Below are 25,041 nucleotides of genomic sequence, written 5' to 3'. Positions count from 1 at the left end.
CGAGATATGGTTAATTATGTTCCAGCCCCAGGCTGTCACGTAATAAATTAAGACGCTCCAGATCACCATTGCTGGCTGCTTGCTGGAGTGATTTGGTAGGAGCATGTATCAAGCGGTTCATCAATTGATGAGTCAATTGATTGATTGCCTGTTCTACGTCAGCTCCCTGATTGATAGCAGTCAGTGCCTTAGCCGCCATCTCAGCCCGCATCTGTTCTGCCTGATTACGATACTCACGGATTGAATTCACTGCACTCTGCGAACGCAACCAATCCATAAAATAACGGCTTTCCTGCTGAACAATACATTCAGCCTGAACCGCCGCTGCTTTGCGCTGCGCAAGATTCTGCTGAATAATTGCCTGCAAATCGTCAACACTGTAGAGATAGACGTTATTGAGTTTTTCCACATCAGGCTCTATATCACGAGGAACCGCAATGTCAACGAGCAACATCGGTTGGTTACGGCGTAACTTTAATGCACGTTCAACCATCCCTTTACCAATAATAGGCAGCGGGCTGGCCGTCGAACTGATAACAATATCAGCTTCAGCTAAACGTATATCAATTTCAGGCAAGGTGATCACTTCCGCCTGAACTTCATCAGCCAATACCTGTGCCTTCTCTTTTGTCCTGTTAGCAATCATCATATGGTGCACACGATGCTCTCTCAAATGACGAGCCGCTAGCTCAATGGTTTCTCCGGCACCTACCAGCAAAATATTCAGTTCAGAAAGTGATTCAAAAATCTGCCGCGCCAAGGTACAAGCGGCAAATGCAACAGAAACCGCATTCGAACCAATCTCTGTTTCCGTTCTGATGCGCTTGGCAACAGAAAATGATTTCTGAAATAGTCGCTCCAGTTCACTCGATAAAGAGTGGCTGTGCTGCGACTCGGCAAATGCTTTCTTCACTTGCCCAAGAATCTGAGGTTCCCCAAGTACCAACGAATCCAGCCCACTCGCCACTCTCATCAAGTGGCTAACGGCTTCATTATCACAATGCCAGTAAATACTGGATTTTAGCTCTCTGGGATTCAGTTGATGGTATTCACACAACCAGCCAATTAACTGCTCATACAGATTATCTTGCTGTTCTACGCTGAGATAAAGCTCCGTACGATTACACGTTGACAACACAACCCCCCCTTTCACCAAGGGATGCTGGAGGAGGTTATCAAGCGCTTCACCAATCGTATCTGGAGAAAAAGTCACCCGTTCACGCAAGGATACAGGGGCCGTTTTATGGTTAATACCAAGTGCTAACAAAGTCATATCAACTTCATTGAGTTATCAGCAGAGAGATCGTTCATCGTAAAAAACATTCTATACCCGTTATCTTTCAAGTTGCTTCTTTGTTGGCTGCACTCACTCAACCCGGTCACATCGTTATCTATGCTCCCGGGGATTCGCTCCCTTGCCGCCGCGATCCATCTTGAAATCCATAGGGTATAATATTGATGAAATCATCACCCTTAATAAGGACTCTTATAAGCTGTGCATTCTACTTGATACCTCAGCTCAATAAAAGACAATCAGCAGTGTCTGATATCATTATTCAGAACATTTTTTTGAAATTTAACTGGATTAATAGTTCATTCTTCATTATTAAGTGATGTAAAAGTTTTCACGTTATTAAACAGAGATTACCGATGAAGCCAATACAAAAATTATCACTATTCCGCCTATTGCCACTCTCTTGTGTACTACTGTTGACCGCCTGTACATTAACACAACCTGGCGGAACAGGTTCGGCGGATTCTCCTCAATGGCGAGCACATACCCAACAGCTACAGCAATTAAATCAATATCAAACACGTGGATCTTTTGCCTATCTGTCTAATGAGAAAAAAGTTTATGCCCGCTTTTTCTGGCAACAATATCATCCTGAACGCTACCGTTTATTACTGACTAACCCACTGGGCAGCACGGAATTAGAACTGATCGTTCAGCCAAACATGACGCAATTAACCGATAGTCAAGGTAAAAAATATTTTAGTGATAACCCCGAAGAGATAATTTATCAGTTCACCAATATGGATATTCCATTAGATAATCTGCGGCATTGGATAACGGGTCTCCCCGGTGATGCCAAAAACTTTAAACTGGATGCTAACTATCTATTGAAAACCGTCAATTACCAGCAAAATGGCGCAACATGGCAGGTTAACTATCAATCCTACGATACCTCAACCACCCCCGCCCTTCCCAACCGTCTGGAACTGATTCAGGGTGATCGCCGCATTAAACTGAAAATGGATAACTGGACCACAAAATAATGACATTCACTTGGCCCTCACCGGCAAAACTGAACCTATTTCTCTATATCACCGGTCGTCGCGCTGACGGTTACCACCAGTTACAAACGCTATTTCAATTTCTTAATTATGGTGATGAAATTACGATTACCCCTCGTCAGGATAATGAAATTCGTTTACTGACACCCGTGGAGGGAGTGGAACACGATAACAACCTGATTGTTCGCGCAGCACGTCTCCTGCAATCCTATAGCGACAAACACCATGCGGGTATTGCTCATAAAGGTGCTGATATTCATATCAACAAACGTCTGCCAATGGGCGGTGGGTTAGGCGGAGGTTCATCCAATGCCGCTACCGTACTCATAGCCCTGAATTATCACTGGCAAACCGGTTTCACAGACGAAACACTGGCCGCCCTCGGCGTAAGTCTTGGTGCTGATGTGCCCATCTTTGTCAAAGGGCATGCCGCATTCGCAGAAGGTATTGGTGAAATCCTGCACATAGCCGAGCCGGAAGAAAAATGGTATCTGGTTGCGCATCCTGGTATTGAAATCTCAACTCTGCGTGTCTTCACAGATCCAGAATTAAAACGTGATACACCAATTCGCCCTCTGGCCGCATTATTAAAGGCTCCGTACCTAAATGATTGTGAATCTCTTGTAAGAAAACGTTTCCGTAAGGTTGAACAGCTTCTTTCATGGCTGCTAGAATACGCGCCGTCACGCCTGACCGGAACCGGTGCATGTGTATTCGGTGAATTTGAATCAGAAGCATCGGCCCGTAAGGTGTTAAATCAAGCCCCTGAGTGGTTGCAGGGTTTTGTTGCGCGTGGCGTTAACAATTCACCTTTGCACAATTTCCGCTCTGGGATACCCGTGTTATTGAGCCAATGAATAAATATGTTATTTAACATTGGTCAACAATATCTCTCTGGACGCAAGCCTGAGGTCTTTCTCGTGCCCGATATGAAGCTTTTTGCTGGTAACGCTATCCCGGAACTAGCACAACGTGTTGCCAACCGCCTGTACACTAATCTTGGAGATGCTGCTGTCGGCCGTTTCAGCGACGGTGAAGTCAGCGTGCAAGTTAACGAAAATGTGCGTGGTGGTGATATTTTCATCATCCAGTCCACTTGTGCACCGACTAACGACAACCTGATGGAATTAGTCGTTATGGTGGATGCACTGCGTCGTGCTTCCGCAGGACGTATTACCGCAGTAATCCCTTATTTCGGTTATGCCCGTCAGGACCGTCGAGTCCGTTCCGCCCGTGTGCCAATTACCGCCAAAGTTGTTGCAGACTTCCTGTCCAGTGTCGGTGTAGACCGCGTACTGACTGTTGATCTGCATGCTGAACAGATCCAAGGTTTCTTTGATGTTCCGGTTGATAACGTATTTGGCAGTCCAATTCTGCTGGAAGATATGCTACAGAAAGAGTTAGAAAACCCTATCGTTGTTTCCCCGGATATTGGCGGGGTTGTCCGCGCACGTGCTATTGCTAAACTGCTGAATGATACCGATATGGCCATTATCGATAAACGCCGCCCACGCGCTAACGTTTCTCAAGTGATGCATATTATCGGTGATGTTGCTGGCCGCGACTGCGTGCTGGTCGATGACATGATCGATACCGGAGGCACCTTATGCAAAGCGGCTGAAGCATTGAAAGAACGCGGAGCAAAACGTGTATTTGCCTATGCTACTCACCCGATTTTCTCCGGCAATGCGGTGGATAACATTAAAAACTCGGTGATTGATGAAGTGGTTGTTTGTGACACCATCCCATTGTCTGCTGAGATCAAAGCGCTCAATAAAGTTCGTACTCTCACTTTGTCCGGTATGTTAGCTGAAGCGATCCGGCGTATCAGTAATGAAGAGTCAATTTCTGCGATGTTTGAGCACTAATAAATAAGTTGTACTCATATATGAAAAAACCCGTTGTACAAGAGCTTCAACGGGTTTTCTGCTTACTCTGGAAGAATAATACTTCTCCATTTTTGTTATGGATACCGATGACTACCACGACGATAACGCTCATCATAGTTTCTTAGCCACCAATAACGATCTGCCACACCTTCCCGGCCTCCCACACCGGCACCAGCCAACCAAACAAGCGCACCAATAAAAACGCCCAATAGCGCTGCTTCAGATAAAAACTCAGGCCAGCCAAAACCGAAGATGTGAGGCAGTAATGTATAAACCAGGCTACTCACTATGGTGAACATACCGACACCCATCAATACATTACCGACTATGAAGGCACTTTGACGTTTCATATGTTACCTCCAACATTCTTCATTAATACACACTCTTCGTTAATACACACTTTCCGTTAATACACACTCTCCGTGAACACTAAGAACCGAAAATTCAACAGCTAACGTTAATTGACTCTATATAACTTTATAGCCTATTTATAGTATAGCCCTATTTCATAAAAGGTCATTGCGGACACGATCACAACTAAAGGAGATTTAATAACAATTCCCTCATCATTGTGAGAAATAACATGAAGAAATAATGAGTTAGTAACCTGAACTTTGCTTAAAGAGAAGTTCAGGTTTTTAACTAAATATTGATATATAACAATGATAGTTGTGAAATCCCACCCAGGTTATATATTCTTAATCAATGATTCCTACCGGGATAATAAAAATCATCTTATTTTCACACTGCATGATAACGGCTAAAAACAGGGGATTTGTCTAATTTTTTAATGAGTAACCATCAATCAGCATCCCCAAATATCCAACACCTAATATAGCCCTGGGGTTAATTCTATCCACGCTTGAGAATATACCCTCCCATCAATACAACTTATATACACCGATGAAAATTCACTCATGGGAGGTACATGATTATGAGGCGAATACCCCCGAGAATAAGAAGAAGAAACTCTAAAGCTAAAATAGCCATTTTTATCGGTAGTCATATGCTTGTCTTGATCACTCAATGACAGATAAGATCCCATAGATACTCCTATAGTGACATTAGGTTCACCTACGCCATTCTTATATAAATATCCAGCTATAATACCGCTTGAAAATGAATACAGCACAGCCGGAAATTCTATAATCTTTAACTGATATGGATTATACGTGAAACACATAGCTATAGCCTTTTCAATAGCTCCCGCTTGTGCCATTAGTATCACTTCACCAGCACGACTAGATTGTATTGACGCCGTTATCTTACCATCTTTATCTGTCATCCCCGACGACGGAACTACTGTTGCTCCACTATCTGCATAGAAGGTTATTTCTTGGTTTTTAATTCCATTACCCAACCGATCATACACCGTTGCAACTACCTTATTCTCATCGGCACCCTTAGTCCATGCATTATTTTTTTCTAAGTCAAGATTAAGCACTGCCACCGATTGAGGAGCAACAGTAAACTCGACCTGGAGAGGAGGGGCTTCTATTTCAGTATCATCTTCCAAGCAAGCATACACATTCCCTTGACACGGAGTTGAATCAGTAGAGATTATTTCAACTGATACCTTACCCAGTACTCCTGTACCTTTTATAATTTTACGATCATTATTCTCTTTAAATACCATAGATTGATTATCTAACGTGAAAATTATATTCACCCCATGCAATAAATAACCATCCTGGATTGCGCTTACACCGATATCTATCGGTTTATCCGCAGTTTCCGTTTTTTCACTTGATAGCCAATTTAATGTTTTAGCCTCTTTTGGTGCTTGTTCGTCATTCATTTCATTCTCCTAATTTATCACTATCATGTATATTTATATATGTCATCATCGATTTAAAGTTAAAAAAATAATTTCAAGTTGATAACATTATACTAATTAACAATATTCCTTACGCTAAACAAAAGGAAAGTGTTTAAAATTAATAGAAAATTGAATCGACTTATCAGTATCGGGTAAACTTATTATCACATTATTTTTTTCTGCTTTGGTATTAGTTATATGGAAAGTTGTACAACCATCTTTACTAATCGCAACCTGCAACTCTCTTTCATTATCACCATAACCTGAAATTATCGCGGAGCCATCAGTACGAACAAGTAATCTTTTACCGGAATAGACAGTACGGTCCACAATAACATAACCACTACAAACACTCACGCCATCAGCAGGTACTTCAGAGGTAAATGCATAAGCACTGATAATATTTCCTCCATCTCTCCACTCACTAAATACTGCCTGACTTACACCCGGTGTTATAGAACCATCCTCCGCCGAAACAGTACAACGAAAACTACCCGCTACCTCAGATTGCAAATGGAAATAAGCCAGCCCGAAACTATTAGGGGAAAACTGATATTTTGCACCACCCCCTTCAACAATACTGCCTGATTCAACACTGGCCGATAATCTCTTTCCTGGCGGCCCATAAACCACAGCTAAATTTTTCGGGTTTATTCTGGGATATTCATTAGATACCATCGGCGCACCTTCACTAATTGATATCATGGCAGATGACATATCCGTTAGCGACAATATCACTGAACCTGGAGCAGAACTATTATTACCAACCTCATAATACCCTGTTCCCACGCCCTCTTGACCCAAACAAAGCACATTTTCCGCCGGCACCACTAAAGAAACATAACCCTGCTTAACATCCTCATCACTGACTGTTATTGGTTGTGCATCCCAGGCCGCCCTCGCAATCGGATCATAGTCAAAATTATGCCCTTGCCAGTGGAATATGACGCTATCGCCTTTCTGCATCTGCTGATAACTAATATGCACATTTAACCCACTATGTTGTACAAGAGATGAATAGTGAATCACGCCAGATGTTGAATCTGGATAAATGGATGGTAATAATTTTATCGATGGGGAATTAATAATTTTAATAACAGCCGGTTTAGAGAAATTTTCATTCTCGAAATCATCGGCTGATGTATAAGTCACATTATAGCAACCATCCGGTATTTCAGAGAACGGAATAGTTACAGTAAAAAAATCAAGATTAATATTCTGAATATAATAGGGCCGAGAAAATATCCCCCCAACATTTACCACGATCATATCCCCGATTCTTAGCCACTCATGATAAGGTACTTTGATAATTAAATCTTGGTTCTGTTGAACAGAAACATCAATCAGGCCATCGTGTTCTGCTTGCGGCAATTCTGGCGACGATAAAGAAATAGGTGTATTGTCGTTATTGGTAATCATATTTCACCTCCCATTGGAGTCGGTCTGAACGATAAAACAAAATTGACTTTATCGCCTGAATCTGAATCAGGCGCTGTTAGCCAAACATTAACTTTACCTACTGTGTTGCTAATCACATTCACTGTCGCACTACCATCCTCCTTTAATGGAATATCTGCCCAATCTTTATTATAACCATCGATGAGGGCATTATTATTCACTCTTATCCGGATTTGATTAATATCATCATTATGTTCACGATCAATGAAAAGATATATCGAGCAAGGCGTCTTGCCATCTGCCGGAGCGCCTGTAGTATAATTATAGGCGGTAAATATTATAGCCTCATCAGACTGACGATAATTACCAAAAGTAAGCGGAAAAGACATTACTTTATTGATATCCTCTTGCGGGGCAATCACCACAAAAGCCGAAAATTCTTCGCTATTTTTAATATTTTTATGTTCAAACGGAGAACGAACATAAAAATGTCCTTTTCCAGTCTCATCTAACGTCAATATGATCTGATCTAGATTAATGTTATCGTCTACAATGAAAGCACCGATAGATGTCGTAGCATAGAATTTATGCCCAGGCAAACCATATAGAGTCACAATATTTTGAGGGTTAAGATTAGGGTAATCGGTTAAATCACTCATCGCCGCGTTTTCTGTGATAATCACACTTGATATGCCGTTATTCATATTGTCACCATTAACTCCATGATTTATTAATCGAAAATAAAATAATAACGCTTAATAAAATATTAAATCTCAATCAGTTAAATTTATCGTCCGGGGGGAACCGTATCAATGCGTCCATACCAAATCTTAGAGTGCTTTGTACTTTCACTACACTCCATGCCTACACTATAAGTGATATAAACCCAGCCTGGCGTACCATCACGATATGAATTTACATTAGTAAAAATCGCCCGACCAAGTGGAATAATAGCTTCTCCAGCGTCCATTACGTCGGCAGTTACCGTATGAGGTGCAAGAGAATAAATCTTTGAAAATGGATTCTCATTGATAATACCATTAACGTAAATACGTACATTAATGACATTATTTATCTCTATCCCATTCTTTTCACCCACAGCAATATGAGCATCCAACCCTCCTCCTAAAATACTTGCAAGATTAATCTTGCTTGACTGTCTAAATTCTACCTGATCTTTATGACTGAAAATTCTGGGTACCGCTAATATACGCCTAATCTCTGGTGGTACATTTAGTACTGGCTTCGTTAAATTAAAATAGCGGGCAGATGATACAGCGACGTTTCCAGTTGCATCAGCCACATAATAATACAACTCATTATTGCCAGTATTTGGAATATTGGCATATGGAACTGAAATAAATGACATATCCAACTGATTCAGATCAGTAATGACAGCAGACGCACCTTGCGTTTCGTCATCATCTTCTCTAATTATTAAAAAAACTCTATCCCTCGGCCTAACACCTTCATAAAATGGAATAATCACATGAAAATCTGTATTGCTATTTCCTACTGATGGCATTAATTTATTACCATTCAGTTCTGCAATATCTGGCGCTGGAAGCGTTGGCTCAATATCTTCGGTAATCATCAAAATGTTTGATGAAGCGCTTTTTAAAAGATATGGCAGTTTTGTCAACATATTCACTGAATAGTTACCCTCAGATTTCTTAGGGAAAACTATTAAGGCAATAAATCCTTTACTATCTGTATTAATATAATATTGACAATTATCTTTTTCACTAATAAACGGCAATATTTCTTCCCTAATTTGCCCTCTATTATAACCAAAAATACGCACTGGCTTATCCGTTACCAGAGGAATTTGAAAATAAGGAAGTGGATCATTTTTTTTATTCAAAGCATAAATATTAATAAGCAGTCTGTCATTAAATAGTGAAGGTCGCCAATTATCTTCTGCCGGAGAAAAATCTTTTACCCACGAATCGCCAATAATTATAGGGGTAAACCCTTCGTATGAAAAATCATTTTTACCAATAGAATGAAACTCAATCTCTAATTTAGCATCAGGATCGGTAGCTTTATCCATTGAAAACATTATGGTGAAATCACTGGCATCAGAATAAGCAGAAACAACAAATTTTGCAGTGTAGATATTATTCTTGACATCCCTTGAAATACGCGGAATCTCATCAAAACTGACATCTTGCTGGTCACTGTACACTATATCAGTCGCTTCCGTTACTTTATGAACCTCATCACCTGAATAAGTCACAGTGATAACAACTGGACACCCTTCTAAAATCGTTATTCCTGAAACGATATCTGCTGTAAGTGTAGACATATTCAATCTCATATTAAAGTTAAACATCAATAAGTAAAAAACATCTAATTTTCTATCAAAATTAATACACTTCCACAATGATGCCGACTACCTATTACCTCCTTTCTACTTCTCAACAAATAAATTATTTACTTTAGCCGGTCATGTAATAACAATAAATCCATCACTCAGAGCATAAGCTTTATATCCAAGCAGACAACATAACCATAATTTTTATATGATTAAGACAATGGTAATCGTTAAATCACTTTTCACCATGTTTGCTATTATTCATACTGTCACCATTAACTCCATGATTCATTGGTTGAAAATAACCCACAATAAAAAATCGCTAGTTTACAAATAAGAAACATGTCCGGGGAAATGGAAAACGCTTACGCATTTTCCATAAACGGGTAAAATCTCAATCAGTTAAATTTATTGTCCGGGGGGAACCGTATCAATGCGTCCAAACCAAATCTTGGAGTTCTTTATATTTACACTATAAGTGACATAAACTAATCCTGGTCCATCATCATACGAGTCCACACCGGTAAAAGGTGCCTGACCAAGCAGAATAATAGCCTCTCCTGCCGCCACTTCTTCGGCAGTTACCGTATGAGGTTCAAGAGAATAAATTTTTGAAGATGGGCTATGATTGACAATACCATTAACGTAAATACGTACATTGATAATACTATCCACATCTATTCCATTTTTTTTACCCACAGCAATACGCGCATCCAGCCCTCCCCCTAAAATTTTTACAAGATTGATCTTACCTCGCTGTTTAAGTTCGCTCTGATCTTTATGAGTAAAAATTCTAGCTGCCGCTAATGTACGCCTAATCTCTGGCGGTTGATTCGGTACTGACTTCGTTAAATAAAAATAGAGGGAAGATGATATAGCTACGTTTCCCATTGTATCAGCCACATAATAGTATAACTCATTATCGCCAATATTTGGAATACTGGCATATGGAGCTGAAATAAACGGACTATCCAACTGATTCAGATCAGTAATGACAGTAGATGTACTTTGTATTTCATCATTATCTTCCCTGATCATTAAGAAGATTCTATCTTTCGGTTTAGCACCTTCATAAAATGGGATACTCACATGAAAACCCGTGCTACTATTTCCCACTGATGGTATTAATCTATCGCCATCTAACTCTTTAATATCTGGCATCACAAGGGTTGGAGCAATATCTTCTGTAATAAACAGAATATTTGACGAAGATTTCCTTGAAAAACCCTGCAACTCTGTAAACATATTGACTGTATAGTTACCCCCCTCTCCCTTGCTAGGGAAAGCTCTTAAGGCAGCAAAACCTTCACTATTCGTATTAATATAGTATTTACTATTATTGAGTTCTTGAATAAAAGGAAATATTTCTTCCGTAAGTTGTCCTTCCTCATAACCAAAAATACGTACCATCCTATCAGTTACCAAGGGAATTTGAAAATAAGGCAACGGATCATCTGTTTTATTCAGCGCATAGATATTAACAATGAGGCTGCCGTTAAACTCAGAAGGTTGCTCATCATCCGCTACCGGAGATAAGTCTTTTACCAACGAATCGCCAATAATCATAGGTTCAAACGCTGCATGTGAAAAACCATTTTTATCAATAGGATGAAATGCTATCTCTAATTTAGCATCGGGGTCCGTAGTCTTATCCATTGAAAATATTATGGTGAAATCATTGGCGACAGAATGAGCAGTAACAACAAATTTTGCAGTGCAGATATTATTCTTGACATCCCTTGAAATACGAGGGGTTTCATCAAAACTGACATCTTTCTGGTCACTGTACACTATATCCGTCGTTTCCGTTACTTTATGAGACTCATCACCTGAATAAGTCACCGTAATAACAACCGGGCACTCTTCTAAAACCGTTATTCCTGAAACGATATCTGCTGTAAGTATCGACATATTAAACCTCATATTAAAGTTAAACATCAATAAGTAACAAACGTCTAATCTTCTTACCAAAATAATGCGTTTACACCACGATGCTTACTGTCTATTACCTCCTTCCTGTTTGTTACAAAAATAAATTATTTACTTCATCCGTTATTTTTTGGTCAAGATTAGGATAACTGTAAAATTACTTCTCACCCTGTTTGCCATTATTCATACTATCATCATTAGTGCCATGATTCCTTGGTTTAAAATAAAAGGACAACACTCAATTAAATATTGTATCTCGGTAATGAAAAAATCGCCAATTCACAAAATAAGCAACATGTCCGGGAAAATGGAAAATGCTTATGCATTTTCCATAAACAGGTAAAAGCTCAATCAGTTAAATTTATTATCCTACTGGAGCAGTATTAATGTGCCCACTCCAAATCTCAGACTCCTTCGTGTCTACACTATAAGTGATATAAACTGAGCCTGGTGTACCATCACAATACGAACCTACCTTAGTAAAAGGAGCCTGGCCAAGCTGAATAATAGTTTCTCCAGCAGCCACTTCATCGGCAGTTACCGTATGAGGATCAAGAGAATAAAGTCGTGAGGATGGGTTATCATTTACAATACCATTAACGTAAATACGTACATTAATAACACTATCCACATCTATTCCATTGTTTTGACCCACAGCAATATGGGCATTCAACCCTCCTCCTAAAATATTTTCAAGATTGATCCTACCTGACTGTTCAAATTCTAACTGCTGTTTATGAGCAAAGATTCTGGGTACTGCTAATGTCCGCTTAACTTCTGGTGGTTCATTCGGTACTGACCCTGTTAAATTAAAATAGAGAGCAGAAGACATAGCTACATTTCCCACTACATCAGCCACATAATAACATAATTCATTGTCGCCAATATTTGGAACGCTGGCATATGGAACTAAAATAAATGGATTATTCAACTGATACAGATCAGTAATGACAGTAGACGCACCTAGCGTTTCGTCATTATCTTCTCTAATTACTAAAAAAATCCTATCTCTCGGTTTAGCACCTTTATAAAATGGGATACTCACATGAAACCCCGTGCTACTATTTCCTACTGATGGCGTTAATCTATTTCCATCCAGCTCTTCAATGTCTGGCGCAGGAAGCGCTGGAGCAGTGTCTTCTATAATGAAAAGAATATTTGATGAAGCGTTCTTTAAAAAACCCGGCAATTCTATGAACATATCAACGGTATAATTACCAATCTTCTCCTTACGAGGGAAAACCCTTAAAGCAACAAAACCTTTATCATCCGTATTAATATAGTATTTATTATTATTGATTTCTTTAATAAAAGGCAATATTTCTTCCGTAATGTTTTCTCCATCATACCCAAAAATACGTACTAAATTATCAATTACCAGAGGGATTTGAAAATAGGGTAACGGCTCATTTGTTTTACTCAACGCATAGATATTAATAAGCAAGCTGCCATTAAATTCAGAAGGTCGTTCATCATCAGCTACCGGAGATAAGTCTTTTATCAACGAATCGCCAATAATGATAGGTTCAAACGCTGCATGTGAAAAATCATTTTTATCAATAGAATGAAATGCAATCCCCAATTCAGCATCGGGGTCCGTAGCCTTATCCATTGAAAATGTTATGATGAAATCACCAGCGTCAGAACCAGCAGTAACAACAAATTTTGCAGTACAGGTATTATTCTCGACATCTCTTAAAATACGAGGGGTCTTATCAAAACGGGTATTTTTTGGGTGACTGTACATTATGTCAGTCGTTTCCGTTACTTTATGTGTATCATCACCTGAATAAGTCACAGTAATGACAACCGGGCACGCTTCTAAAACCGTTATTCCTGAAACGATATCTGTTGTAAGTATTGACATATTAAACCTCATATTAAAGTTAAACGCCTATACCCGTTATCTTTCAAGTTGCTTCTTTGTTGGCTGCTCTCGCTCACCCCGGTCACATAGTTTGCTATGCTCCCGGGGATTCACTCCCTTGCCGCCACGATGCATCCTGAAATCCATAGGGTATATAAGTAACAAACACTTAATTTTCTGTCAAAATAATGCGTTTATACAACGATACTTACTATTTATTATCCTATTACCTCCTTCCTGTTTGTTACACAAATAAGTATTCATTTTAGCTATTAATGTAATAGCAATAAACCCACTACTCATAACATAAGCTTTATATCCAAGTATATACTATATAGTCACAATATATCTGGGGCTAAAACTACGATAATTGTTAAATCACTTTTCGCCATATTGACCATTATTCATACTGCCACCATTAACTCCGTGATTCATTGGTTGAAAGTAAAATGACAACGCTTAATAAAATATTATAGCTTGGTAATGAAGAATCGCCAGTTCATCAATAAGAAATATGTTCAGAAAAGTGGAAAATGCGTGAGCATTTTCCAACAAACAGATAAAAGCTCAATCAGTTAAATTTATTACCTAGGTGGAACAGTATCAATATGTCCAAACCAAATCTTAGATTCGTTTTTGCCTACGCTGTAAGTGATATAAACCAAGCCTGGCGTACCATCATCATATGAATCTATATTAGTAAAAAACGCCTGACCAAGTGGAATAATAGTCTCTCCTGCCGCCACTTCGTCGGCAGTTACCGTATGAGGATCAATAGAATAAATTTTCGAAGATGGATTATCATTGATAATACCATTAACGTAAATACGTACATTAATGACATGATTTACCTCTATTCCACTGTTTTTACCCACAGCAATATGGGCATCCAACCCTCCACCTAAAATATACTTAAAACTAATCTTACCTGGCCAACTAAATTCCTTCTGTCGTTTATGATTAAAGATTCTAGGTCTCGCTAATATACGCTTAATCTCTGGTGGTATATTTGGTGTTGATCTCGTTAAATTAAAATAGAGGGCAGATGACATAGTTATGTTTCCTATTACATCAGCTACGTAATAGTATAACCCATTATTGCCAATATTTGGAATACTGGCATATGGAACTAAAATAGATGGTATATCCAACTGACTCAGATCAGTAATGACAGTGGACGCACTTGGCGTTTCATCATTATCTTCTCTGATCATTAAGAAAATTCTATCTCTCGGTTTAACACCTTCATAGAACGGGATACTCACATGAAAACCTGTATTGCTATATCCTGTTGATGGCGTTAATCTATCACCGTCCAGCTCTTCTATATCTGGCATCACCAGCGCTGGAGCAATGTCTTCTGTAATAAACAGAATATTTGATGAAGATTTCCTTGAAAAACCCTGCAATTCAGTGAACATATTAACTGCATAGTTCCCATCTTCCTCCTGACTGGGAAAAATCTTTAAGGCAACAAAACCTTTATCATCTGTATTAATATAGTATTTATTATTATTCAGTTCTTGAATAAAAGGAAATATTTCTTCCGTAATTTTTTCCCTATCATACCTAAAAATACGTACTAATTTATCCGTTACCAGGGGAATTTGAAAATAGGGTAATGGATCATTTGTTTTACTCAGCGCATATAGATTAACGAGGAGGTTACCATTAAAATCAGAAGGCTCCTCATTATCTGCTGCCGGAGATAAATCTTTTATCAGCGAATCACCAATAATGATAGGTTCAAATGCTGCATGTGAAAAACCATTTTTATCAATAGAATGAAATGCAATTTCTAATTTAGCATCGGGGTCCGTAGCCCTATCCACTGAAAATTCTATGGTAAAATCACCAGTGCCAGAATTAGCAGTAACAACAAATTTCGCAGTGCAGGTATTTTTCTCAACATCTCTTGAAATACGAGGAATTTTATCAAAATAGGTATTTTTGGGGGTACTGTGCACTATGCCAGTCGTTTCCGTTACTTTATGAGCATCATCACCTGAATAAGTCACTGTGATAACAACTTGGCACGCTTCTAAAACCGTTATTCCTGAAACTATATCTGCTGTAAGTGTCGACATATTAAACCTCATATTAAAGTTAAACACCAATCAGTAACAAACACTTAATTTTCTATCAAAATAATGCGTTTATACAACGATGTTTACTCTCTATTACCTCCTTCCTGTTTGTCACACAAATAAATTATTCACTTTAGCCATTACTGTAATAGCAATGTATTCTTTATCCAAAAGATATCGTAAAATAGGATACGATGCTTCCTCCTCACATTCAAAAAACTAAGTCAGAAACCATCAGCATATGAGTCCACATATGAAAAAAGCGACTGACCAAGCTGAATAACACTTATTCTAACCTCCGTATCTTCCTTGATTCATGTATGAGGATCAATAGTAATAAATACTTAATCTAACTCCTCTCCCATAATACCATCAGCGTAAACACTTACATCAATAACATCATCTACATTGATTTCAACTTCCAGCCCTACAACATAAGCATCCAAGTCCCTTCCCTGAATAATCAAATAATTGATTTTCCCTCGCTGTTCAAGTTCTAAATAACCTTGGTGAGTAAAAATTCCAGCTACAGCTAATGCACGAGAAACCCCTGTGATCGTTCATTAGAGACTGGCTCGATTAAAATAACGAGAAGATAGCATGGCTACATTTTCACTATAAGTAGCAGTAATGACAACTGAGCACTCTTCTAAAATCGTCATTCCTGAAATTATATCTGCTGTAAGTGTTAACATATTAAACTTCATATTAAAATTAAACACCAACCAGTAACAAACACCTAATTTTCTATCAAAATAGTGCGCTTCAACAATAATGCTCACTACCTATTATTTCCTTCCTACTCTTCACATAAAACCACATAAAAAATTGCATTTGGATCTTTCTCCTTCAACAAATGAACCTGAATACTTTCGTCATTTATTTGTAGCCCTCCCATTGTTATTCCGTTAGAATTTAACGAAGCTCGTGGATCTCCTAATAAACCCTTATCAATAAGATTCAAATTCAAATCCTTAACCAAATAATCAATTGAACCACCAAGATCACTCTCCTTTATCCTATTTCCTCTTGTACAACTAGGTAAAGGCTTACTCGTGTCAATACGATCCTTCGAGTAAGCGGAACCAATCCCCGGCCCTGTCGAGCTAGAATCAACAATTACAAAGTGATCAATTTTCACATCGGGAATAATATATTTTAAATACCGGCCAGATTCTGGGTGTGTAAACGTCGTAGTTAATGTAGCCGTTCCTGCTTTTTTAACTTGAAAATAATGTCCATCCACATCAACTACGTTCCTATTACTTGAGTCATATACTCCAGTATAACCAGCTATAGTTAATTCTCCAGGCAAATACTCGGGTTCAAACCTCATTTTTGGCCAAGCAAAATTCATTCTTTCTTTTGGAACCGAACGCCCGGGTCCTTTTCCATCTTTAGTGTCATAATCCATTATAAAGAAGTCAGTAACATCCTGCTCATTAGCCTTAATTTCTACCGTTTTATTCTTAGAACCAACAGATGAATCATTCACTTTGGCCGTTACCATAACAGCAACAAACCCGCCACTTTTACTATATACCTGATATTGCGCTTTCCCATCAGCATCTGTTTTACCATCACCCACTACCTGAGTTACCAAGTTTTTATCAGTAATGGTGACTCCCTTACTATTTGCTGCACTCCAGGCCACCGTAATACCGCTTTTCGCCTGCCCGGAAAAATCTTTTACTGTGGCAGTGAAGGTATAAGTATGCCCCTCGCCTTCTCCTTCTGTTACGTGATCTGGGCTAACAGTAAGAGAAGCAAGCTCATCAGGGCTGATAAAACTGACTTTTTTATCTACATTCACCGGCGTCTGCTGAGTAGCTGTTTTTGCGGACACTTGTACATCAATCGCTACCACTGTACTGGTTAAGGTCGCGGTCACCTGTCCCTGCGCATTACTCACTGAGTTGTTCTGTTTCGTCAGTTTTAACCCGTCAGCCTTTGGATCTGTCTGCCAGTCAATGTCGACCGGTTGACCCACCACCAGATTGCCGTGCCCATCCTTCACTGTCGCCGTGAAGATATAACTGTCAGTACCGTTGTTGTAGTGCTTCTCGTCTTTATCCACTTCCACCGTCACGCTGGCGACATAATAGCTGGCGCTGAACTCCGTAAAACTGACTTTGCCGTTCGCATTCTCCGCCGTCTTCTGGCTGGCTGTTTTCGCCGATACCTGCACATTCTCCACCGCCGCTGTACTGGTTAAGGTCGCCGTCACCTGTCCCTGCGCGTTACTCACTGAGTTGTTCTGTTTCGTCAGCTTTAACCCCTCAACCGTTGGCTCTGTCTGCCAGTCAATGTCGATCGGTTTATCCGCTACCGGCTTGCCATGCCCATCCACCACCGTCGCCGTGAAGGTATAACTGTCAGTGCCGTTGTTGTAGTGCGCCTTATCTTTATCCACTTCCACCGTCACGCCGGTGACTTGATAACTGAGACTCAGCTCCTCAAAGCTCACCTTTCGATCAGCATCGACCCATGACGGGTTCGCCGCCGCCTTCGCCGATACCTGCACATCCTTCACCGCCGCCGTGCTGGTTAAGATCGCCGTCACCTGTCCCTGCGCGTTACTCACCGGATTGCTTTGTTTCGTCAGGGTTAACCCATCAGCCTTCGGGTTTGTCTGCCAGTCAATGTCGATTGGCTTATCCGCTACCGGCTTGCCATGCGCATCCACTACCGTCGCCGTGAAGGTATAACTGTCAGTACCGTTGTTATAGCGCTTCTCGTCTTTATCCACTTCCACCGTCACGCCGGTGACTTGATAGCTGAGGCTCAGCTCCTCAAAGCTCACCTTTCGATCAGCCTCGACCCATGACGGGTTCGCCACCGCCTTCGCCGATACCTGCACATCCTTCACCGCCGCCGTGCTGATTAAGGTCGCGGTCACCTGTCCCTGCGCGTTACTCACCGAGTTGTTCTGTTTCGTCAGTTTTAGCCCGTCAGCCTTTGGATCTGTCTGCCAGTCAATGTTGACCGGTTGACCCACCACCAGATTGCCGTGCCCGTCCTTCACTGTCGCCGTGAAGGTATAACTGTCACTGCCGTTGTTGTAGTGCGCCTTGTCTTTATCCACTTCCACCGTCACGCTGGCGACATAATAGCTGGTGCTGAACTCCGTAAAACTGACTTTGCCGTTCGCGTTCACCGCCGTCTGCTGGCTGGCTGTTTTCGCCGATACCTGCACATTCTCCACCGCCACTGTACTGGTTAAGGTCGCGGTCACCTGCCCCTGCGCGTTACTCACCGAATTGCTCTGTTTCGTCAGTTTTAACCCGTCAGCCTTTGGATTTGTCTGCCAGTCAATGTTGACCGGTTGACCCACCACCAGATTGCCGTGCCCGTCCTTCACTGTCGCTGTGAAGGTATAACTGTCACTGCCGTTGTTGTAGTGCGCCTTGTCTTTATCCACTTCCACCGTCACGCTGGCGACATAATAGCTGGTGCTGAACTCCGTAAAACTGACTTTGCCGTTCGCGTTCACCGCCGTCTGCTGGCTGGCTGTTTTCGCCGATACCTGCACATTCTCCACCGCCGCCGTGCTGGTTAAGGTCGCAGTCACCTGTCCCTGCGCGTTACTCACCGAGTTGTTCTGTTTCGTCAGTTTTAGTCCGTCAGCCTTTGGATCTGTCTGCCAGTCAATGTTGACCGGTTGACCCATCACCAGATTGCCGTGCCCGTCCTTTACTGTCGCCGTGAAGGTATAACTGTCACTGCCGTTGTTGTAGCGTACTTTGTCTTTATCCACTTCCATCGTCACGCTGGCGACATAATAGCTGGTGCTGAACTCCGTAAAACTGACTTTGCCGTTCGCGTTCACCGCCGTCTGCTGGCTGGCTGTTTTCGCCGATACCTGCACATTCTCCACCGCCGCCGTGCTGGTTAAGGTCGCAGTCACCTGTCCCTGCGCGTTACTCACCGAGTTGTTCTGTTTCGTCAGTTTTAGTCCGTCAACCTTTGAGTCTGTCTGCCAGTCAATGTCGATTAGTTTATCCGCCACCGGCTTGCCATGCCCATCTACCACCGTCGCCGTGAAGGTATAACTGTCAGCACCGTTGTTGTAGCGCTTCTTGTCTTTATCCACACCCACCGTCACGCCGGTGACTCGATAGCTGCTGCTGGACTCCGTAAAACTGACTTTTTTATCCGTAGTAACACGTTCGCCATTAATCCTGACGCTAACTTGTATATCGGATAATGGCGTTGTACTGGTTAATGTTGCAGTCTGTTGTCCATTTTTATCTGTTGCTTCTGAATCAGGCTTTAATTTCAATCCAGGATCTTTTTTATCCGTATCCCAAATCAATTTGGCATTTTCTATCGGCGTTTTTTTGTCAGCGCCAAGCAGGGTAGCTGTATAGACATATTTCGCATTTCCATCAGCAATTAAAGGATCGGTTGTATTAACACTCAAAGAGATATTACGTTGTAATACATGAGCTTGTATTTGCACCCTCAGCTGATCATCTTTACTTGTACCTGTTATAGTATAGTCATTTTTTCCATCAGGCTGATATTCCGGTAACTGAATGGTATAACCATGAGTACTTTCTATATTTATCATCCCGCCATTCTTCTGGAATAATTCAGGTATATCCCAAGTCACATTTTTGAATGGAGTATCAGATTGAATTTGTATTGGTTTAACTTCACCACCGTAACTACTAATTTCTATTACAGGGACCAGTAACCTAAAATGTTGCTGTTTTTTCAGATAATTCAAAATAATATTATTATTTCTTTCAACTAAGTCGTAACGACTGCCGGCCAAGCTTCGTAGTGAAGAGACATTTTCTGGTGAAAGTTGTTCTGACAACGGAACACCAAATCGGTAATTCACATTGAATGAAAATATACCATCACTTTTTCCCTCTTTTCCTAATTTATAGTCAATCCCTGCTGTGATCAGTGGAATTGGGGTATAATTTACCCCAATAGTTGCCGCATAGGGATCTTTTTGTCTCTTGTTCTTTCCGAATAATGCAACATTATCACCAAAATATTGTTCATATTTTATTTTGGCACCGAGTGACGGCATTGAAGGTAAATACATGTCGGCAATAAGGTCATAACCATTGGCAGGGCGCTCATAATAATTGACTAAATCACGGGCGTTATGCCAATCACTCAGGCGAAAATAGGCGTTAGCAGACATCTTTAGGTAGTTAGTCCATAGTTCACCACCCAAGCTGAATCGGCTATTATTACCAGTTAAATCATTATCGTAAAAAGTGTTCGCCCCATACATCCAGTTATTTATGAATAAACGGGTGCCAATGCCTAAATTCACAGTGTCACGGCTATCTTTATGACGATAGCCATATTGACTATAAACAAGCCAATGATCTTTATCATCATAAAAAGGAACGAGTAAGTCTACAGAACTTTCATCCAGTCGCCCACGATGATCAACATTTAAATTAATTTTAGCTGTACCAAACTGTGATAACCACTTCTGGGTATTACTTGTTATCTGACTGTTTAATTTATTAACAATATAATCCTGTGCCAATTTTTTCGGATCTGAATTTAATAATCCAAGGATTTTAGTGCCATGAGATAAAATTAAAGGAGGGAGGGGGTGATTACCGTCTTTATGACTATCTTCGTCTAACCACAGTATTTTTGGTTTTTCACCGCTATCGTTTTTTCCTACTACGCTTCTCTTTGATAAAAAATTACCACATCTCCTCGGCTCTGATCGCTTTTTCTCTTTATAAGTAACGTTTTCGTGTAACTTATTGCTAGCCTGCTCGGTTATCTGTTTTTTGCTATCAATATTATGCTCTATAACTGCCTCTGGGTATTCCTGGCAATTTTCAATACCAATCAAAGACTTTACTGGTTCAGATAAAGCAGGATAACTTTTTAGTAGCATAAGCGCTGCAAATAAAAAACAGACGATTAGCACACCTTTATTTATCTTACAATTTATTACATTACGAGAATTACGATTGATGCTCATCAGAAATTACCTAAAGTTATTGCTGTTATACCCGTCATCTTTCAAGTTGCCTCTTTGTTGGCTGCACTCGCTCACCCCGGTCACATCGTTATCTATGCTCCCGGGGATTCGTTCCCTTGCCGTCGCGAAGCATCTTGAAATCCATTGGGTATATATTCAGTTATAGCTAATGAGTACAATAAATTACTTTTTATGACTTTGTATAATGAAAATAAATTATCAGTCGATAACAATAAGTAATCACTTAGCAAAATAAAAATCGTCGTAAATCATTTACTAACACGGCATTAAATATTTATACAACTTTCATTAAAAACAAACTTTCATTAAAAACATAAGCAGAAAACCCGCTCCAACGGGTTTTCTGTCTATTTATCATTATTGAGTTTACACTCAGTGATTATGGTTATTATGATTTTTCCGGCAGTTGAACTCGAACATTAATCACTCGTCCATCGGGGATATCACAGAGTTCACCATCATTATAATAAATGACTTCTCCATCACTATTAACGCTCTTAACACGTTTATTTTGAGCAAATATCGGCGCATCTTTATTTTGACGATGATAACATTCGATGGTTATATTGCCATTAGATGGATCTACTGATTCACAAACCCAAATCAAATTTAATCCGTTGCTATCTGCCGGGACAATTGTACCACCGTGAATTCCCCATGCTCCATCTTTAGCGAAACCGTTGCAGCCGCTGATGCGATATTTCCCTGTCTCGATCCGCTCGACAGTCATACCTTCCGCTTCGCGAGTTAATTCATAAGTGCCGTCTGGATGAATACTCACTACAGGGCTGGATATTTTAAGATTGCCGTTAGTATCAGCAATACAGTTATCATTAAAAACAGCAATAGGATTACCGTTATATTTCAACTTTTCGCCAACTGTCAGCCTGCCATAATTTTTTTCGTTGCAAATATCAAAATCCGATGAGCCGTCACCTGGAACTCCAATGTAGGCAGTTCTTTTTCCTCCCTCAACAAACTGAAAATATGCGTGTCTACCCGTGTCATATATTATATTAAAAATACCCCCGGCCCCCTTTAAATTTGCCGACCCGGCATCAATCTGCCCCGCAGGAGAAACAGAGAAAACCCGATTATTATTAATATATGCCGCCAACTCTCGACCAATGGTTAATTTGCTAGATTTTTTTTCGTTACAAATATCAAAATCCGGTGAGCCGTCACTCGGGAATCCAACATAGGCCGTCCTTTTTGCTTCCTCAATAAACTGAAAATATGCATGTTTACCCGTATCATGGGTTATGTTAAAAACCCCCGCATTTCCCCTTATATTCGCTGACGCGGCTTCCATCAGACCCGCAGGAGAAACAGAGAAAACCCGTTTGTCATTAATATCTATCGCATATCCGTAGGTATTAGCACTACCACCACGCACAATACCGGCTTTAGCATAATTGTCATACCAATTGTAAAGCGTATACGAGACTATTGTACCCGTCGATCTTAAACCAGATTCAGAAACTAACATCGTCGCATTACGTTCGGTGGGCAGTGTTTCAACCTGTTTAAACCTAGCGTTCCCATTTATATTCGCTGACGCGGCTTCAATCAAACCCTCAGGAGAAACAGAAAAAACCCGTTTGTCATTAATATCTATCGCATATCCGTAGGTATTAACATTACCACCACGCACAATACCTGTTTTAATATAATTGTCATACCAGTTGTAATGCGTAAACCCGACTAGCCCATTTTGCGGTCTGGCTCCCTGCAAAGAAACTAACATCGTCGCATTACGTTCGGTGGGCAGTGTTTCAACCTGTTTAAACCTAAAATACTGTGGATAATTCCCGCCATTGGCCGATACCGCATTTTTCGCCAATTCCACTGTTTCCGATAAGCCGAGGTTTTTCACAAACCCGCTCTTATCAGGAATATCTGCGCCATTTTGATTTTTTGCCAATCGGTTATTCGCATTATCATTTACATCAGAAACCAGTTTCTGCGTTACCGCGAGGGTATTACTATTACCTATTGTATCTGTGAGCTGGATAACACCTTTTTGTGTTAATGAAGCACTTGGTACTGCTATTCCGATTTTTTGTTCTAATGCTCTATTTAATTGGACAATAAGTTTGGCTATATCCCCATCATCCAGAACATCATTACCGGAATATGTTGCGATAAAACTAGCCACAACAGATGTTATGGTTGACGACTGACGTAACGCCTTGTTTAGTAAATGAATCGTAATATGATCTGGTGGAAATCCCGTTTTTAAACTCTGGCTTTCTTCATATCCTTCTTGACTCACCACATTAGCATTATTACTAATAGAAAAAGCTTTAAAATCATTTTTTTGATTCATATATACTCCTAAAATTAAAAAAACATCATTTCATAATCAACATGTTAAATTCCTGTAAAAATAATTCCCCTCAATTTATTTTAATTATAGTTTAGCTTAGAAAAATAATAATTGAGCCAATATTACAACTTAAATTACCAACTATTTTTTATAATTGATAGCAATGAAAAACCAAATGTCATTAAGCCAGATCTATATCAAAAATATTTCCATCCATTTCCTCACTTGCTATTACAATTGCAAAACTTATTAAATTATTTTTTACAATTTTACATAATGAAAGTCACTTAACGATCGGGAATCACTGACAAGGAAGACTCAATCAAACTGAACTTTGTACTCGTCGTACCCGGCAGGTAAACTATCCTCCTTTTTGTTTTACTGCCAAAAGTGAAGAAAAATAGTGAGTAACATAAAATTAATCGTCGGTCTGGCTAATCCCGGTGCTGAATATGCTCAAACCAGACACAATGCCGGAGCCTGGTATGTTGATCTACTCGCTCGGAGCCACAATCAATCACTGAAAGAAGAGAGTAAATTTTTCGGTTATACCGCCCGGATTAATATCTGCGGTCACGATGTTCGTCTGTTAGTCCCGACGACGTTTATGAATCTCAGTGGTAAATCTGTCGTAGCCCTCGCCTCCTTCTACCGTATTCAACCGGATGAAATTCTGGTGGCTCATGATGAACTCGATTTACCGCCCGGGGTGGCAAAAATGAAGCTGGGTGGTAGTCATGGCGGTCATAATGGCTTGAAAGATATTCAGAACAAATTTGGCAATAACCCTAACTTTTATCGCTTACGTATTGGTATCGGCCATCCCGGCGATAAAAATAAAGTGGTTGGCTTTGTGCTAGGCAAACCACCAGCCAGTGAACAACAGTTGATTGATGATGCCATTGATGAAGCACGGCGTTGTACTGATATCCTGATGAAACAAGATATGGATAAAGCGATCAACCGTTTACATAGCTTTAAAGCCAGCGTTTGATGACATGGAATCTGGAATCGATAAATCTTGTCTGTAAGATCGTGATAACCCGTCATTCCGTGTATAATGGCGCCAATTTTTTTGACTCATCGAAAAGGCTGATACAGCCTTTTGATTTATAA

The 25,041-nt window shown here is 40.2% G+C and carries 16 protein-coding genes; 4 read left to right on the top strand and 12 right to left on the bottom strand.

The annotated features are described in order from the left end of the window. Nucleotides 1-10 precede the first annotated feature (10 nt). Nucleotides 11-1,273 (bottom strand): glutamyl-tRNA reductase, encoded by a 1,263-nt coding sequence (gene hemA / locus PluTT01m_RS10725; protein ID WP_011146324.1) that lies wholly within the window; start codon nt 1,271-1,273, stop codon nt 11-13. Between the two features lie 377 nt (nt 1,274-1,650). On the opposite strand from hemA, the gene lolB reads away from it, so the two are divergent. The 3 genes from lolB (at nt 1,651) to prs (ending at nt 4,163) form a co-directional block, all read left to right on the top strand. After that, nucleotides 1,651-2,277 carry a lipoprotein insertase outer membrane protein LolB gene (lolB, locus tag PluTT01m_RS10720; protein ID WP_011146323.1) on the top strand — a complete coding sequence of 209 codons (627 nt, stop codon included), beginning with the start codon at nt 1,651-1,653 and terminating at the stop codon, nt 2,275-2,277. Continuing rightward, a complete protein-coding gene (gene ispE / locus PluTT01m_RS10715) occupies nt 2,277-3,152 on the top strand; it encodes a 4-(cytidine 5'-diphospho)-2-C-methyl-D-erythritol kinase (protein ID WP_011146322.1) in 876 nt (291 codons plus the stop codon). The genes lolB and ispE overlap by 1 nt, the downstream gene beginning before the upstream one ends. Nucleotides 3,153-3,215: 63 nt before the next feature. After that, nucleotides 3,216-4,163: a ribose-phosphate diphosphokinase gene (prs, locus tag PluTT01m_RS10710; protein ID WP_011146321.1), complete on the top strand. Its 948-nt coding sequence runs from the start codon at nt 3,216-3,218 to the stop codon at nt 4,161-4,163. A gap of 95 nt (nt 4,164-4,258) precedes the next feature. On the opposite strand, the gene ychH is transcribed toward prs, so the two are convergent. From ychH to PluTT01m_RS10655, 11 genes are all read right to left on the bottom strand, one after another. Beyond that, a complete protein-coding gene (gene ychH / locus PluTT01m_RS10705) occupies nt 4,259-4,534 on the bottom strand; it encodes a stress-induced protein YchH (protein WP_011146320.1) in 276 nt (91 codons plus the stop codon). Between the two features lie 479 nt (nt 4,535-5,013). Continuing rightward, nucleotides 5,014-5,982: an Ig-like domain-containing protein gene (locus tag PluTT01m_RS10700; protein ID WP_011146319.1), complete on the bottom strand. Its 969-nt coding sequence runs from the start codon at nt 5,980-5,982 to the stop codon at nt 5,014-5,016. Between the two features lie 114 nt (nt 5,983-6,096). Then, nucleotides 6,097-7,422, bottom strand: a complete 1,326-nt coding sequence (locus tag PluTT01m_RS10695; protein WP_011146318.1) for a hypothetical protein — start codon at nt 7,420-7,422, stop codon at nt 6,097-6,099. Next, complete coding sequence (locus tag PluTT01m_RS10690; protein WP_011146317.1) at nt 7,419-8,105, bottom strand: hypothetical protein; 687 nt, start codon at nt 8,103-8,105, stop codon at nt 7,419-7,421. Before PluTT01m_RS10690 ends, PluTT01m_RS10695 begins: the two co-directional genes overlap by 4 nt. A gap of 83 nt (nt 8,106-8,188) precedes the next feature. Continuing rightward, entirely contained in the window at nt 8,189-9,709 is a 1,521-nt protein-coding gene (locus PluTT01m_RS10685) for a hypothetical protein (protein WP_041380066.1), read from the bottom strand. A gap of 417 nt (nt 9,710-10,126) precedes the next feature. Beyond that, nucleotides 10,127-11,629, bottom strand: a complete 1,503-nt coding sequence (locus PluTT01m_RS10680; protein ID WP_041380065.1) for a hypothetical protein — start codon at nt 11,627-11,629, stop codon at nt 10,127-10,129. Nucleotides 11,630-12,011: 382 nt separating this feature from the next. Beyond that, a complete protein-coding gene (locus PluTT01m_RS10675; RefSeq protein ID WP_011146314.1) occupies nt 12,012-13,514 on the bottom strand; it encodes a hypothetical protein in 1,503 nt (500 codons plus the stop codon). 584 nt (nt 13,515-14,098) lie between these two features. Continuing rightward, a complete protein-coding gene (locus PluTT01m_RS10670; protein ID WP_041380064.1) occupies nt 14,099-15,601 on the bottom strand; it encodes a hypothetical protein in 1,503 nt (500 codons plus the stop codon). A 563-nt stretch (nt 15,602-16,164) separates the two neighbouring features. Further along, the gene (locus PluTT01m_RS10665) at nt 16,165-16,383 is read right to left on the bottom strand and encodes a hypothetical protein (protein ID WP_041380063.1); all 219 of its coding nucleotides are present in this window, start codon (nt 16,381-16,383) and stop codon (nt 16,165-16,167) included. Between the two features lie 17 nt (nt 16,384-16,400). Then, nucleotides 16,401-21,575 (bottom strand): inverse autotransporter beta domain-containing protein, encoded by a 5,175-nt coding sequence (locus PluTT01m_RS10660; RefSeq protein ID WP_232507914.1) that lies wholly within the window; start codon nt 21,573-21,575, stop codon nt 16,401-16,403. Between the two features lie 409 nt (nt 21,576-21,984). Next, nucleotides 21,985-23,925, bottom strand: coding sequence for a phage tail protein (locus tag PluTT01m_RS10655; RefSeq protein WP_011146311.1), 1,941 nt, complete (start codon nt 23,923-23,925; stop codon nt 21,985-21,987). 403 nt (nt 23,926-24,328) lie between these two features. Between PluTT01m_RS10655 and pth the strand changes: the two genes are divergently transcribed. Next, on the top strand, nt 24,329-24,919 hold the full coding sequence (pth, locus tag PluTT01m_RS10650; protein ID WP_011146310.1) for an aminoacyl-tRNA hydrolase: 591 nt from the start codon (nt 24,329-24,331) through the stop codon (nt 24,917-24,919). Nucleotides 24,920-25,041: the final 122 nt, after the last annotated feature.

The organism is Photorhabdus laumondii subsp. laumondii (genome assembly GCF_003343245.1).
GTDB lineage: Bacteria > Pseudomonadota > Gammaproteobacteria > Enterobacterales > Enterobacteriaceae > Photorhabdus > Photorhabdus laumondii.
Note: the sequence above shows the minus strand (reverse complement) of the source record. Positions and strands in the feature narration are given on the sequence as shown.